The sequence below is a fragment of the Calyptranema fuscum S582 genome (assembly GCF_055793305.1).
The window spans coordinates 12,814-28,161 of the sequence record NZ_JBSLYH010000049.1 but is presented as its reverse complement, the minus strand read 5'-3'; the positions used below and the strand labels follow the sequence as shown (position 1 = coordinate 28,161).

General features: G+C 48.8%; 9 protein-coding genes and 1 tRNA gene. 2 read left to right on the top strand and 8 right to left on the bottom strand.

Going from position 1 to position 15,348, the window contains the following annotated elements; all coding sequences use genetic code 11:
- Window positions 1-9: 9 nt before the first annotated feature.
- From ACR6Z4_RS25610 to ACR6Z4_RS25595, 4 genes are all read right to left on the bottom strand, one after another.
- The gene (locus tag ACR6Z4_RS25610; protein WP_479720176.1) at window positions 10-399 is read right to left on the bottom strand and encodes a hypothetical protein; all 390 of its coding nucleotides are present in this window, start codon (window positions 397-399) and stop codon (window positions 10-12) included.
- Between the two features lie 65 nt (window positions 400-464).
- Complete coding sequence (locus ACR6Z4_RS25605) at window positions 465-5,315, bottom strand: tetratricopeptide repeat protein (RefSeq protein WP_479720175.1); 4,851 nt, start codon at window positions 5,313-5,315, stop codon at window positions 465-467.
- A 152-nt stretch (window positions 5,316-5,467) separates the two neighbouring features.
- On the bottom strand, window positions 5,468-6,586 hold the full coding sequence (locus ACR6Z4_RS25600) for a site-specific integrase (protein WP_479720174.1): 1,119 nt from the start codon (window positions 6,584-6,586) through the stop codon (window positions 5,468-5,470).
- Window positions 6,587-6,707: 121 nt separating this feature from the next.
- Window positions 6,708-6,779: transfer RNA gene (locus tag ACR6Z4_RS25595), tRNA-Cys, on the bottom strand.
- A 155-nt stretch (window positions 6,780-6,934) separates the two neighbouring features.
- On the opposite strand from ACR6Z4_RS25595, the gene cpdA reads away from it, so the two are divergent.
- Window positions 6,935-7,723, top strand: coding sequence for a 3',5'-cyclic-AMP phosphodiesterase (gene cpdA / locus ACR6Z4_RS25590; RefSeq protein ID WP_479720173.1), 789 nt, complete (start codon window positions 6,935-6,937; stop codon window positions 7,721-7,723).
- Between the two features lie 256 nt (window positions 7,724-7,979).
- On the opposite strand, the gene ACR6Z4_RS25585 is transcribed toward cpdA, so the two are convergent.
- From ACR6Z4_RS25585 to ACR6Z4_RS25575, 3 genes are all read right to left on the bottom strand, one after another.
- Window positions 7,980-9,044, bottom strand: a complete 1,065-nt coding sequence (locus tag ACR6Z4_RS25585) for a 3-deoxy-7-phosphoheptulonate synthase (RefSeq protein ID WP_479720172.1) — start codon at window positions 9,042-9,044, stop codon at window positions 7,980-7,982.
- 531 nt (window positions 9,045-9,575) lie between these two features.
- Window positions 9,576-10,244 (bottom strand): cytochrome b/b6 domain-containing protein, encoded by a 669-nt coding sequence (locus tag ACR6Z4_RS25580; RefSeq protein WP_479720171.1) that lies wholly within the window; start codon window positions 10,242-10,244, stop codon window positions 9,576-9,578.
- 225 nt (window positions 10,245-10,469) lie between these two features.
- A complete protein-coding gene (locus tag ACR6Z4_RS25575; RefSeq protein ID WP_479720170.1) occupies window positions 10,470-13,037 on the bottom strand; it encodes a TIR domain-containing protein in 2,568 nt (855 codons plus the stop codon).
- Window positions 13,038-13,489: 452 nt separating this feature from the next.
- Between ACR6Z4_RS25575 and ACR6Z4_RS25570 the strand changes: the two genes are divergently transcribed.
- Window positions 13,490-13,714 (top strand): hypothetical protein, encoded by a 225-nt coding sequence (locus ACR6Z4_RS25570; protein WP_479720169.1) that lies wholly within the window; start codon window positions 13,490-13,492, stop codon window positions 13,712-13,714.
- 60 nt (window positions 13,715-13,774) lie between these two features.
- Here the strand turns inward: ACR6Z4_RS25570 and fahA are convergent, their stop codons facing one another.
- On the bottom strand, window positions 13,775-15,082 hold the full coding sequence (gene fahA / locus ACR6Z4_RS25565; protein WP_479720212.1) for a fumarylacetoacetase: 1,308 nt from the start codon (window positions 15,080-15,082) through the stop codon (window positions 13,775-13,777).
- Between the last annotated feature and the right edge of the window lie 266 nt (window positions 15,083-15,348).

Here is a 15,348-nt window from a genome sequence, read left to right as displayed (position 1 = left end):
GCCAATATCTTACGACTGAGCACGAACAAGGCGAACCAGATGCGTCCGACAGAACGGCACCTCTTCCGTACCCTCCTGAGTCCAGGTGTAATCGTTCCCTTCGGGGCAAACATAAAAGATAGCATTGCCCAGCGTAGGATCTCCCACCAGACTATTCGATCGCTTCTGTGTAACCGTTTTGGCAAAGTTAATCAGCCAGGTTCGGGTAGCAGAATGGCTTTGCAACAAAGTCCGAATCTGTTGAGCGGTAGCCTTGCTGTTAGTAGGTTGTTGCTCCAGTTGATTCAACCAATCTGCAAGATGCTGATCCACCTGTCGAGCAGTTTCATCATCCAGCAAGGTTGATAATTTTGGACGAATGATACGAGCAGCATCAAGCAAATCAGCAATCGATATCATGACGTTGTTCCTCCTCTTAAGCAATTAATCATTGATGGATAGCAGAACAAGTACATCCCAGAACACTAAACTCCCGTATACGTAAAAGCAGCCCAATAGAAGGGGTGAGCATAAGAGCGATCGCCCCCATCCAGCGCCATAAAGTCAGAGAAATACTCTTCCTTCTCCCCATCCGTCGAATCCCTCACCCACTGTTGTGCCTTACGCAAGGCGATCGCTGGTTCCAGTTTCTCCCCTCGCCAAACGTCATAGAAGCGTACCAGCAACATCATAGTGCTGAGGTCAGACACCGACCATAGAGACGCAACCACGCCAGCCACCCCAGCTTGAAGTAACCCTGTGGGCAAACTGATGGCTTCATCCGCGTTTTTCAATCCACTAAGTCCCGTTTCACAAGCCGACAAAATCGCCAACCGAATGCCACTTCGCTCATGATCCGCCAGTTTCAGATCGAGTAAGTCTCGCAGGGTTAGCAAGCTATCACTCATGCTCAGTCCACTGGTCAGCGGTTCATCCCAATTAGCCGTGCCGTGACAAGAGAGATGGAGGATAGAGCAGTGGAGTAAAGCATCCAGCACCTTTTCTACCGTAGCTTCCTGATGTTTTAAGACAATGGGCTGTGAGAATGTACTGATCGCCGCCTGTACTTCACGACTGGAGTTGGGTAGATCGTTGAGAGGGTTATCAATCGCCAACATCGCATCTGCTCCAGTGCGTTGAGCAGTCTCTACGGCAGCATTGATCGATCGCGCATTCGGTGCATAGGTAAACACCATCTCATCCAGGGCATACCGTTTGCCAGTCGGGGTAGTTGGATCATCAACCCAAGCAGCATGAAGTGGCAACAAGCTGAGGTAGCCAGTAGGAATCAAGATTGCTTGCTGGAAATTCTGCTCTTTCAAATAGCCGATCAGGGGTACCATCAACGGTTCCCAAAGTTGACGAGTGCCAGATTCGATCGCATCATGCCATCCCTGACGATCGCTTTGGGATTGCTCATACGCACTAAACCAGGTTTGAGCCAACAGATCAAACAGTTGCGTTTCATTGAGATCATCCATCCACAGAGGGGTGATCTCAACGGCTCCGGTCTTCCCTTTTTCAAGGGGGGCTAGGGGGGATCTCTGAACAATGAGTGCGAGGCTACCAGTAGGAGTAGGCACCAGGTATATCAATGGTCGATCCGCTTGAACTACCTCACGAACATCGTTAAATGTCGGCAACGTCAGAAATGCTTCATAACCAGAAACCTGACGGATTTGCTCAATCGTTTGCTCTAGTGCTTGGCGGAGTCGCTGAGACTCATTGCGAAACACTTCAGGGGTGAGGTCATGCCGATCGCTTGAGGTCATCCGTAACCGCTGTTGAGTTTCCAGGGTACGCAGTTGAGCCGTAATGTCCTGATAAGCAATTACCAGAGCAGGATGGGTTTGCTGAAGCTGCGTCAGATCCGATCGATCACGCTCCAGGCTCTCACTCAGTCCCCGCGCCCGACCTTGCTCCAAAGTTTCAACAGCTTTGGAAAGATCGCCCACACGCACCAGAGCATAAGCAGTGCGTCGAGGCAAATTAGCAGTTTCCGCCAGTTCAGCAGACTTGCTATCTAACAGGTTTGCACTCTGATAGAGGACTTCAGCCGCTTGTAAAGCCATTTGATAAACAGAGACAGCCTCTTTCCAGCGTCCTTGTTGACTGTAGAGATTGCCCAAACTACGGGCAGTTTTACGGCAATCATTGGGCAATAATTCTGGTGTAAAGACTTCTAGACTGCGCTGATAGGCTTTGATCGCCTGCTCGATGTTGTCCGCCCGGTCACCTCGGATGCGAGAATAGTAAGCGGTTGCCAGATTCATCATCGATGTTGCCCAATCGACGGGCATCGCCTCGCATGTCCTCACCTCCAGCGACTGCTGATATGCTTTGATCGCCTGCTCGATGTTGTCCGCCCGGTCACCTCGGGTGCGGGAATAGTAAGCGTTTGCCAAATTCATCATCGATGTTGCCCAATCGACGGGCATCGCCTCGCATGTCCTCACCTCCAGCGACTGCTGATAGGCTTTGATCGCCTGCTCGATGTTGTCCGCCCGGTCGCCTCGGATGCGGGAATAGTAAGCGGTTGCCAGATTATTCATCGATGCTGCCCACTCGACGGGCATCGCCTCGCGCGTCGTTACCTGCAACGACTGCTGATAGGACGCGATCGCAGCCTCAATGTTGTCCGCCCGGTCGCCTCGGATGCGGTCATTGTAAGCGGTTGCCAGATTCATCATCGATGCTGCCCACTCGACGGGCATCGCCTCGCGCGTCCTCACCTCCAGCGACTGCTGATAGGCTTTGATCGCCTGCTCGATGTTGTCCGCCCGGTCGCCTCGGATGCGGTCCTTGTAAGCGATTGCCAGATTATTCATCGATGCTGCCCACTCGACGGGCATCGCCTCGCGCGTCCTCACCTCCAGCGACTGCTGATAGGCTTTGATCGCCTGCTCAATGTTGTCCGCCCGGTCGCCTCGGATGCGGTCCTTGTAAGCGGTTGCCAGATTCATCATCAATACTGCCCACTCGACGGGCATCGCCTCGCGCGTCCTCACCTCCAGCGACTGCTGATAGGCTTTGATCGCCTGCTCGATGTTGTCCGCCCGGTCGCCTCGGATGCGGTCCTTGTAAGCGGTTGCCAGATTCATCATCAATGCTGCCCACTCCACCGGCATCGCCTCGCACGTCCTCACCTCCAGCGACTGCTGATAGGCTTTGATCGCAGCCTCGATGTTGTCCGCTCGGTTACCTCGGATGCGGGAATAGTAAGCGGCTGCCAGATTCATCATCGATGCTGCCCACTCCACCGGCATCGCCTCGCGCGTCCTTACCTGCAACGACTGCTGATAGGCTTTGATTGCCTGCTCAATGTTCTCCGCCCGGTCGCCTCGGATGCGGTTCCTGTAAGCGATTGCCAGATTATTCATCGATGCTGCCCAATCGACGGGCATCGCCTCGCGCGTCCTCACCTCCAGCGACTGCTGATAGGCTTTGATCGCCTGCTCGATGTTGTCCGCCCGATCGCCTCGGATGCGGGAATAGTAAGCGGCTGCCAGATTATTCATCGATGTTGCCCACTCCACCGGCATCGCCTCGCATGTCCTCACCTCCAGCGACTGCTGATAGGCTTTGATCGCCTGCTCGATGTTGTCCGCCCGGTCGCCTCGGATGCGGGAATAGTAAGCGGTTGCCAGATTATTCATCGATGCTGCCCACTCGACGGGCATCGCCTCGCGCGTCGTTACCTGCAACGACTGCTGATAGGACGCGATCGCAGCCTCAATGTTGTCCGCCCGGTCGCCTCGGATGCGGTCCTTGTAAGCGGTTGCCAGATTCATCATCGATGCTGCCCACTCGACGGGCATCGCCTCGCGCGTCCTCACCTCCAGCGACTGCTGATAGGCTTTGATCGCCTGCTCGATGTTGTCCGCCCGGTTGCCTCGGATGCGGGAATAGTAAGCGGTTGCCAGATTATTCATCGATGCTGCCCAATCGACGGGCATCGCCTCGCGCGTCCTCACCGTCAAAGATTGTTCATAGGCAGCGATCGCCTGCTCGATATTCTCCGCTCGGTCACCCCGGATGCGTTCAGTGTAGGCGTTCGCCAGGCTGTGCATGGTATCTGCCCAATCCATCGGCATCGCCTCGCGCGTCCTCACCATCAAAGATTGTTCATAGGATGCGATCGCCTGCTCGATGTTCTCCGCTCGGTCACCCCGAATGCGGTCAGTGTAGACGTTCGCCAGGTTGTACATGGTATCTGCCCAATCTATCGGCATTGCCGTCTGCGTCCTCACCGTCAAAGATTGTTCATAGGTAGCGATCGCTTGCTCGATGTTCTCTGCTCGGTCACCCCGGATGCGGTCAGCGTAGGTGTTCGCCAGGTTGTACATGGTATCTGCCCAATCAATCGGCATTGCCGTCTGCGTCCTCACCGTCAAAGATTGTTCATAGGCAGCGATCGCCTGCTCGATGTTCTCTGCTCGGTCACCCCAGATGCGGTCAGCGTAGGTGTTCGCCAGGTTGTACATGGTATCTGCCCAATCCATCGGCATTGCCGTCTGCGTCCTCACCGTCAAAGATTGTTCATAAGCAGCGATCGCCTGCTCGATGTTCTCTGCTCGGTCACCCCAGATGCGTTCAGTGTAGGCGGTTGCCAGATTATTCATGGTTCTTGCCCACTCCACCGGCATTGCCGTCTGCGTCCTCACCATCAAGGCTTGTTCATAGGATGCGATCGCCTGCTCAATGTTTTCAGCACGGTCGCCTTGGATGCGGTTATAGTAAGCGTTCGCCAAATTATTCATGGTATTTGCCCATGCCACCGGCATTGCCGTCTGCGTCATCACCGTCAAAGATTGTTCATAAGCAGCAATGCCTAACTCCAGATTTAGCCAGCGGCTACCCAAAGAAAATTGCTGTATCAGATTGCCAAATACACTGAAGACCACCCCCATGAAGGCGCGCCGTTCTGCATCTCCTTCCAACAATTGCGCTGCAACAGTCGGCATAACGGTTAGCAATTTAGAATTGAACTGAGCTTGCTGTTGTGCCCACAGAGGATAGATCTGGTGGGGATTGCCGTCCTTATCTACGATCAACTGCAACGTCGCCGACAAGAACAACCGGGCGGCTTCTGCCCCTGCCGGTGTAATCGTTTCCGGTTCCAATGCCTCTGCCAACTGCACCGCTAATCCTCGCAGCCGTTGGGCATTACCACTTCCCTGGCTGTCCCAATAGGCAGCAACTTGTTCTATCACGTCCAGCAGTCCCCCATCCAACAGGTCTGTATGGCTCTGCAAAAGCTCTGACTCTTGACCCTGGGGGCAACCCAGCAATTGCTCAATCAGTGTTATATATGCCTGTAACCGTTGCTCATCCATGCGAGTTCCCCAAAAGACTGCCGTTTACTTCTACATCCTCTATTCATTCCTTTTCAGTACTTATTGTTGGCAGTCAGGCAACCTTTAAATTTTCGTAGGCTGGGTTAGTGCAGCAGCATCCAGGCAGTCAAACCCCAAAAGGGTTGACCACCTCAATGCCTATCGCCCATCGGCGCTCTAGGCGCATCTCCCCGATTAATCAACGCCTCATACGCCCGTCGATATGTCTCCCGATCAATCCACGCCCGATACGTCTGCATATGCACCTGAATGCTATGCCCCATCAACCCCGCCGCCAAGTCAGGCGGCAGCGAGAATTCAAAACAACGACGCGCATAACAATGACGCAAATCATACGGCTTAAACGGCAACTTCCGATCATAAAACTCACCCGACACCTTCGTGCCGATCTTCGCATTCGACAACCCCTCAACATTTTGTAAATTGGGCAACACCCGATCGCCCAACGCCCACACATCAGCCCACTCCGGATACAACGGATACACAAACCGCTCCGTCCTCGTCTTATTCCCATCCGGCACAATCACCACCGGAAACTCAGACAAATCCGCCAAAAACACCTCATGCGGGCGCAATCCATAAGTTGCCATCATCCCCAACACCCACTGCCAACCCTCATGCCTCAACCCATCCCGCACCTGCACAATCAACCCATCCGCAGGCAGCGATCGCGGATTCACCCGCTTCGCAGAATAAGCACCCACCAGATGACCCAACTCAACCGACAACCCCGCAAACTTCGCCAACCGCCCCAACACCTGCACCGTCCGCTTGCGATTACGCGAATCAGCAGGCGTCGCCTCAATCACCCGCAACACCAACTCAGACGACAACAGCTCATCCAACGGCAACTTATTAAACGTAGTCCGATAATCCTTATCCCACGTCGTTTGACTCTGATCATTGCGATCGCGCCGCTTCCAATAATCCTGCTCAAACCGCTCAACCCAATCCCGCACCAACCCCAAATCACTCCCCCTATCCTTCCCCCAGCTCCCCCAATCAAACCTCCCCAAATTCAACTCAGCCCCCATCAGCCGCGCCTGCTTCTCCGCATACTGCACACCCGCTGCCGTAGCCCTCACCCCCAAAGCCAACTTCTGACGATACGGCTTCAAATGAACACTCCCCGGCTTCGGCGGAAACGTCCCCCTCAACCACAAGCGATCGCCCCTACGCTCAATCGAAACCCCAACCTTAGCCACCCTCAGCCGCCCATTCGCCTGAGCAACCCGCCCATCAATATCCATACTGTGACCAAAAATGTAACCACTTTAAGCGTCACATTGTGACATTTTCCGTCACCACCTGGCACAAACTGACATCATTAAAAAAGCCCTGGAACCCAGTTCCAGAGCCTCAAATCCTTGAAGGCGCCACCCAGATTCGAACTGGGGAGTGGAGGTTTTGCAGACCTCTGCCTTACCACTTGGCTATGGCGCCACACTCAAGGAATATTATCATACCAAATTTCAGTTCCTGCTTGGAACGTGCGATCGCAAAATTTATAGATATTCTCCAAAGATAGCGGATTCACAGTTGCTTATTGGCAGAGGATAATCTTGAGTCAGGATATTTCTTCTCCTTACATCAGTGTTATGACTTCAGCCGATTCTGTTTTAGTAGTTCAGTTGACGGATACGCATTTATTTGCAGATGCGGATCAGAGGATGCGGGGGGTAAATACGGCGCGATCGCTCCAAGCGGTTTTAGAGGCAGTGCGATCGTTACCCCGACAACCGGATTTATTGTTACTGACGGGTGACCTATCTCAAGATGAGACGGAGGCATCTTACCAACGCTTATGGCAGGGTATGGCTCCGTTTCAGATTCCTACGTATTGGATACCGGGTAATCATGATAGTCCGGCGACTATGCAGCCCGTGCTTGAGCAGGCTCCTTTTTCGGGGACAAAGTGTTTTCAGCAGGGGGGCTGGAATTTTGTTTTGCTCAATTCTGCGATCGCCAATTGTGTGGATGGCGAGTTGTCGGCAGAGAGTTTGGATTGGCTAGAAGCGGCGCTCCAGCGATATCCTGAGTATCCTACTGTGGTTGCATTGCATCACCCGCCTGCGGAGATTGGGTCAGAATGGATGGATGAGATCAGTCTGCGCAATCCTGCTGATTTGTATGCGGTAATCGATCGCCATCCTCAGGTCAAGCTGGTGGTGTTTGGTCATATTCATCAAGCGTTTGCAGGGCAGCGGCAGGGGGTGGACTATTTGGGTACGCCTTCTACTTGTATCCAATTTAAGCCCTTTAGCCGAGAACTCGCTGTAGATGAGGTGCAACCGGGGTTTCGCTTGCTTCAGCTAAATCGCGATGGCAGTTATACGACGACGGTTCAACGAGCTACCCATTTTGTAGCGGACTCAGAACCGATCTGAAGCGTTTGATTTTCCTGGTTTGTAGGGCACTCAGAACCCAGCGCTTTTGCTACGGTTTGGATAGGTACAAAAAAGCGGCACAAGATATTTGAGTTCCTACACCGCTAAAAATTTCTTAGGATCGTGAAGTAAATAAGATCGAATATTGGATCGTTTGGAGGGGCGAACGGCCGTTCGCCCGTACAACAAATCATCGGAGTTATTTAATTCCCATTCCTTAGCTAACAGCTAATAGCTAATGGCTAACAGCTAATAGCTAACTCACTGACAAGCAATTTTTTGAGACAGATTTTGCTAAGCTTCTCAGCATGGCTGCGGTTACGGGGAAGTCAACGCAGGGATCGGTGATGCTTTGCCCGTAGACCAGGTTGGATAGATCTTTGGGGATCGATTGTTTTCCGGCAACCAGGTGGCTTTCGACCATGACTCCCATGATGTGCTTGGAACCTGCGGCGAGTTGTTCGGCAATATCTTGCAGAATGATGGGTTGGCGGTTGTGGTCTTTGGCAGCGTTGTCGTGGCTACAATCGATCATGATGCGCGAATTTAGACCGAGGCTGATCAGTTGTTGGGCAGCCTGTTGCACATGCGTTGTTTCGTAGTTGGGTCCTTCTTTGCCGCCGCGCAAGACGAGATGACCGTCGGGGTTGCCCGTGGTGGTCACAATACTGGCTAACCCTTCATGGTTAATGCCCAAGAAGTGGTGAGGGCGGCTAGCGGCGAGCATGGCATTGGCAGCGGCATAGAGGCTACCGTCTGTGCCATTTTTAAACCCAATCGGCATGGATAGACCTGATGCCATTTCGCGGTGGGTTTGGCTTTCGGTAGTGCGTGCGCCGATCGCCGTCCAGGAAATAACATCGGCAATGTATTGAGGAATGATGGGATCAAGCAGCTCTGTGGCTGAGGGCAGACCCATGTGGGCTAAGTCGAGCAATAGTTTGCGGGCAGTTCGTAAGCCGGTGTTGATGTCGTAACTGCCATCTAGATGAGGATCGTTGATGAGTCCTTTCCAGCCAATGCTGGTGCGAGGTTTTTCGAAATACACTCGCATCACGATTTCTAAGCTATCTTGTAGCTCGTTGCGCAACGCCATGAGCTTTTGCCCATATTCGTAAGCAGCGTTGACATCGTGGATCGAGCAAGGGCCGACGATGACTAATAAGCGCTTATCTTCGTTTTGTAGAATATTGCGGATGCGATCGCGCGTTTCAGAAACAAGAGCGGCAGCGGTGGGGTTGATGGGTAGTTCGTTGTGAATGGTCGCTGGACTCAATAAAGGACGAGTCTCTACGACATGCAAATCATACGTCTTGTACATGGTAAATCTTTACTCTGTGGAAATGGGGAGAGGATGGAGCGCTCAACAGTTTTCCTCTCTATTTTGGTATTTTTTGTATCTAAATCCAAGTCACTGTCTTCCTGGAGGTCTCGGATTTTTTTAGAATTTACAATAAATTTATCGGTTTTTACGTAAAATCAACGAACTCAAATGGGTTTAAATCCGTCCGAATTTAAGGATCACGCCTTAAATAACAGGGCTTAATCCATAGGCACTTTACTTATTACTTCACAGTGTGTCTCACGGATAACTTTCCCATACCTAGACATAGAACGCCAGCAGGCAAGCTTGGTGTGCTGCCTCCACGGACAAATGAAGCAGCCCAACGACCCCATTCAACTGCCGCTAAGAGCTTTTAGAAATCCCCAACTATCTCTCTATACGGTCGGCGTACAACGGGATTGTTATATAGCGATCCTATTTGATTCGTGAAAATGATCAGTTGTGAAAGCGCCCGCCCTGAGGGCGGGCGCTTTCACAACTGATTTAGGATCGCTATATGGGTACATTTTAGAAGTTAAAAACTGGTAGAAGAAATGCCATAACAATGCCTCCAATCACAATACTTTCAAGAACCTTCAAGACCAAACTAGAGTGCTTAATTTTGATCCCTTGATTCCAGGAACGTAGCGTATCCTCGCTGCGTATTTTCCAATTAAACATGGATATTAGCAAGGGAACGCCGCCAACTTTGGCTCCCATCAGGAGATGTAATGCAAGACTAATGAACACGCATACCCACGCTGCCAAATGTGCCAGGTACCATGGGCGATGTATTTCTCCAGCAGGAAGCCATTCTTCTTTCATCATTCGACCCGTTACCACAGCAAACGTTGCTGCAAGCAACATCAATGTATTTGCAAAGCGTTGTACTGATATCCACCAAATTGGCTTGCCAAACTGTTTTAGTTGACTGAAAGATTGCTCTTCTATTAGACGACGATAGCCAATATGAAAGCTGTATAGAGCAAAAACTGGTAGAAATAATAGGAACGTTAGAGCAATCGTGCCATGAATCCCTTGAATATCTCCTATGGTAGGTAAAGTAAGACTACCCCAACGCTTGTCATAAGTGTTGTAGACCCAAAAACCTGAAATTAAAGCTAAAACGAGGAGTACTGCAGCGACACCATGCAATATTCGTAGCGAAACAGGCTGGTATGGATGGACACGAGACATATCTATATTCACTCTAATCAGGAGTTTCTCAAATCATGGCAAGATCGGAATTTTCCCCAGAGGGTATGCAGTATAACGGTCCTGTTGAGCGGCTGACGATAACCTTTCCGTAATCACCAAATCTCTTGGCAGTCCGCTCCATCAGGATTATTAGCCTGTTTTCGGAGAGTATGTTAAACAATATGAATATAAGGATAAGAGTAATGCCTTTACGTGTAGCAACGTTTAAGTGATTTTTCTTAATCGGAAGCTCTTATTTCTACGTGGATCAGTGGAGAGATTAATTGTTTCTGTCCGCACCTCGTACCCTTGCTTTCTTAATACAATATCAACGTCATCTCTAGAAGGTATTTCAAGTCGAGCATACCCGCTACTATTTGTATATATTGTTGTTGGAGCACCTTGACTGATTACTTGAATCTCTACATTTCCTATTGGTTGACCATCTTCTGTTTGTATAAGTATTTGAACCTCGACCATTTCAATTTGATCATTTTCTGTCTTTGCTTGGTTAGCTAGATTGAAGGGAAGATTATCGACTTGTATCACTCCAATTGATGCAAGTCCAAGCAAACCAAAGGCGAGGAAAACTTTGACAGGGTTAGGTATCCTATTCCAGAGATCTTGCATATGAGCTAGTGGTGAAAGAAATTGATTGCTTAATTTACTATGAACTCTTGGGTTTCTTCTAAAGATTAAATCCTCCTCTTCAGAAATCGTAATTTGATGACCTGCATGTCGAGCAAATTCAGTCCAACGAAGATTACGTAAATAAAAGGCTAGCTGCGGATCTTCAAAAACTAAAATTCCAGATCTACTGTCATAGAAGAACAACTTAGTCAAAGACTCATTCTCATCAAAACAAGCTTTTAGCTCACTATCAACCAGTTTATTAAAATTTTGCTCCAGATCTGGATATTGTTGCTTTGCTTCATCTATCAGTACGTATCCATCATCCTCGCGACGCAAAAGCCATAAAAGTACAAGACCAGCGCCTTTCAGTGAACTATTAGCATCAACACTCGCCAATCGATTCAGTACTTGTCTATATTTGAATTCAAACTGCTCAAGTACTTCATTCATTACATCAGTGGGTCCAAAATCAATTACTTTACGCTGACTTTGCGTGTGAGTTACATGTGCTTTTCGCGCTATGAATAGACAAAGATATTGTGCTGTAAAGAAACTTCCATATGAATCTTCCACGATTTGTGCACGGGAACGAAATACAATATTTGCTGCTTTCTCACCCTTCTCAATCATTGCCTGAATTTTCTCATCAGGTTGCTTACTCATAGAAATTATTCCAACTCTCCCAGTCAGTTCTGGGAAACCATCCATAAGCATGTGTCTAACCCGATTAACCCCAATCACTATAATTTTTGACTTGGGGTTATCTTGTTCTGATTGAAGCTTAATTGCTCTTGCAATACGATCTTTATATTCATTTGAAAGATGGTGAAAGTCATCTATTATTAGATAACCATTAAATTCTTGATTAAGGCTTTTATCTATTCGTTCATAGGCATCATCCGAAATGGCTGAAATCCACTCTGTATGTAATGCTGGCTGAACACTACTAAATACTCTACGCATTGTTGAAGTTTTACCAATTCCGGACGGTCCTTCAACAGCTAATCCTTTACCTAAAGTTTGCAATTCAATTTTGAAACTCTCAAATTCATTAGGTTCTTCGTAATTCAGTTCGGGTATACCTGCAGTTTTGAAGATCCTGCTAATCTCATAAGTTTCAGAACGCTCCTTTGTAGATGAAATAGAGTTAGATAACGGCTCATACGAAGGTTCAGTTTCTTCTGAAGGTTCTTGGAACTGTTCATTCAACAATGTCTTCTCACCTGGAAGGTTCCGAATTATATTTCGGAGACCACGTATCACATCTAGCCAAGCTTCATTCCTATCTATCCAAGTAGTTATTGGTTTGCCGTCACGTGGTAGGAATTGCAAGCGGGATATAGGGCTTGAAGATAAATTTATTGGGCTTATAAGTATAGGAATCACCTTAGCTTCTCCACGGTCAGATCTCTCTAAAGCTCTTGGCATTTCAATACTCTGCAACCATTCTGAAGCCAAATATGCAGGACTAAGAAGAATTAAAATGATGTCACAAGTTTCCAATCTTTGCTGAATTTCATTTGCCCATTCAGTACCTGGTAATATTTTTTGATCTACCCAAAATTCAATTTCACCTTGTCGCTGAAGAGGCTTTAAGTGTTTAGTTAACTCATTCAGTGCATCTGAATCTTGATGTGAATAGGAAATAAAAACTTTAGAACTTGCAGTACCTGTCCACTGACTTGAGGTGTGAGTCAAACCTGAGGAAATATAATGCAACTCAACAATCTTGCGAATTTCTTCTACAATTTCTCGGAATACTTCATCACGATCAGCCCAACTTGTTAAAGGTTTTGCATTTTTAGGTAATGCCTGAAGTTTGTTGAATGGAGTACCGCTCCAATCAACTGGGCGTAGGATTAAGGGAATTACACTCGCCATTCCAGCGGCATGAAGCTGTAATGCCCTGAACATCTCGACATCGTAGCAATAATCTGAAGCTAAATAGTTTGGACTGATGAGCAATAAAATAATCTGTGATCGTTCTAAATGTTCAATAATTTTCTCGTTCCATAGTTCTCCCTGAGTTATATCTCTGTTATACCAAGTTGAGATAAGTCCCTGTCGCACCAAAGGTTTTAGATGTCTTACCAATTCTTCTACAAGGCTCTCATCCTGATGCGCGTAAGAAAGAAAAATTTCAACTGGTTGATTTGACATTGTGAGTCTTGGAGTGACAAAACATCAGACTACTTAATTTTAGTACATCATACTTATTGACAAGATGTATTTGAGATGAATGATTAGGTTTAATTTCTGGGCTTCAGAGCAATCGCTACTTCTCGACAACCTCTATCTAACTTCTAAGATCTACAGAGTTTTAGGGAAATACCATCTTTAGTTAATCTGGCAGGCTAACTATTAATAGACTGAATTTTTCTGCCTAAGATCCCAAAACGGGTGATTAGGCGGAAAATTTCTGCCTAAGATCCCAAAACGGGCGATTAGGCAGAAAATTTTTGTCTAAGATCCCTTATGAGATGATTAGGCGGAATAGTTCAGTATAATCACCTGCCAAGTAGGTGCTGGGGAAAGCTTAGTTTTTATTTAGACTTCGGCGATACAGGGCCTGTATGCCATCCCTTCAACCTCAGCCAAAAAGTTGCTTGATCATGTCCGAGGATGTGAAGACGATGATGATTGATACCCATGTGTTGAATCGGAGTGGGCATGGGGTGCGCAGTCCATTGGGCGGATGCAAAGGAGAGCGATCGCAGATTGAAGCAAAGCCATCCAATCCTGTGAGGGCGTACCATTTGGGCAAGAATTTTCGAGGTCAGTCGAGGATTTTTTACCCAATGCTACGCCCCTGCGCTGGGTTAACACAACTTGCATGAGAACCAGTTTTTTTGTCAAATGTGTCAGGGTGATTCATCAAAGTCGCTACATCAAAGCTGTTACAGTACGGTTCCTCGGCATTCGCCAAAACCAATGCGGGTAAATCCTGGCTTCTCGCAATAGCCGCGCAATATTACTTCATCGCCTGCTTCTAAAAACGAGCGCATTTCTCCACTGGGGAGTGCGATCGGGTGGGCACCTCGTTGTGTCATTTCCAGCAAGCATCCCTGTGAGCCGGGAGCATCACCGGACACAGTGCCACTGGCTAACAAATCACCCGATCGCAGATTGCAACCATTGCTGGTGTGATGCGTTAGCATTTGTGCCAGCGTCCAATACATCTGCTGGAAGGCTGAACGGCTGAGGCGAATCGGTTCCATGCTTGCCTGCCGCATTTGCTGAGACGACAGCCATACTTCTATATTCAGGTCTATCCCTCCCCAGGCATCATGGTTGGGTGCTGTCAGATAGGGTAAGGGTGGTGGGTCAGTGCGATCGCGTTCAAACACAGGACAGCGGAAGGGTGCCAGCGCTTCTAATGTGACCACCCAGGGAGAAAGGGTCGTGGCAAAGCTTTTGGATAAAAACGGGCCAAGGGGTTGGTATTCCCAGGCTTGAATATCTCGGGCTGACCAGTCGTTGACCAGACACAAGCCAAAGATATGATCTTCTGCTTGTTCAATGGCGATCGCATCTCCCAGGTCATTCCCGGCACCGACAAAACAGCCGACTTCTAACTCGTAGTCTAAAAGCTGGGCAAAACCAAACTGCGGGACTGCATCGGTTGCGCTCTTGCGCTGTCCCTGCGGTCGTCGGATGTTTGTGCCACTGGGTACGATGGAGGATGCGCGCCCATGATAGGCGATCGGCACATACTTATAGTTGGGCAATAGCGGATTGTCTGGACGAAACAACCGACCCACGTTCGTTGCATGAAAGATGGAGGCGTAAAAGTCGGTATAGTCGCCAATGGTGGCAGGCAAGAGCAGCTCAGCTTCAGCCATGGGAATCAGTAAGGTGTGATCGGGTCGCTCGTCTCTGTCTTGGCGCAGCAGGTCACTGATGTGATGCCGCAGCTGTGAAGCTGCCTCGCATCCCAATGCCATCAAAGCATTTAAATGTTCTCTGGTACACGCTGCTTGGATCGGTTGGGATAGATCAGCAAGGTATCCTGCTGTCTCACAACGTGCTAGATCTAAAATCTGATTGCCGATCGCTATACCAATATGAGCGGGTGCCGGACTACCGCGTTGGCGAAACACACCAAAGGGCAGATTTTGTATGGGGAAATCTGTATGGGGCTGATTGGCAGAGTCTACCCAGCTTTGGAGCTGTGGGTTATGGGTGGAATTAAGGGGTGGTGACATCATGGGTTTCTCAAAAAGATTTTGTTTGCCCTTCGGCTACGCTCAGGGCACATTTCGATAATGATCAGAATACATTTCGACTTTGCTAAAAGAACGTTTTAATTACGGTTGAGATACGTTTTGATTATGATCACGGTGTGGATTGATTGAGTGGATTTTAACTGTTGGGTTGCCCTTCGACTCCGCTCAGGGTACGGATTGAATTGGCTCAGGGTGCGGTCTTAATTTGGTTAGAGTGCGGATTGAATTGGTTCAGGGTACGGATT

What these genes read in the sequence shown, in the direction of transcription:
- ACR6Z4_RS25610 (WP_479720176.1), bottom strand. Translation starts at nt 399, where the DNA reads ATGATATCGATTGCTGATTTGCTTGATGCTGCTCGTATCATTCGTCCA.
- ACR6Z4_RS25605 (WP_479720175.1), bottom strand. Translation starts at nt 5,315, where the DNA reads ATGGATGAGCAACGGTTACAGGCATATATAACACTGATTGAGCAATTG.
- ACR6Z4_RS25600 (WP_479720174.1), bottom strand. Translation starts at nt 6,586, where the DNA reads ATGGATATTGATGGGCGGGTTGCTCAGGCGAATGGGCGGCTGAGGGTG.
- cpdA (WP_479720173.1), top strand. Translation starts at nt 6,935, where the DNA reads ATGACTTCAGCCGATTCTGTTTTAGTAGTTCAGTTGACGGATACGCAT.
- ACR6Z4_RS25585 (WP_479720172.1), bottom strand. Translation starts at nt 9,044, where the DNA reads ATGTACAAGACGTATGATTTGCATGTCGTAGAGACTCGTCCTTTATTG.
- ACR6Z4_RS25580 (WP_479720171.1), bottom strand. Translation starts at nt 10,244, where the DNA reads ATGTCTCGTGTCCATCCATACCAGCCTGTTTCGCTACGAATATTGCAT.
- ACR6Z4_RS25575 (WP_479720170.1), bottom strand. Translation starts at nt 13,037, where the DNA reads ATGTCAAATCAACCAGTTGAAATTTTTCTTTCTTACGCGCATCAGGAT.
- ACR6Z4_RS25570 (WP_479720169.1), top strand. Translation starts at nt 13,490, where the DNA reads ATGTCCGAGGATGTGAAGACGATGATGATTGATACCCATGTGTTGAAT.
- fahA (WP_479720212.1), bottom strand. Translation starts at nt 15,082, where the DNA reads ATGTCACCACCCCTTAATTCCACCCATAACCCACAGCTCCAAAGCTGG.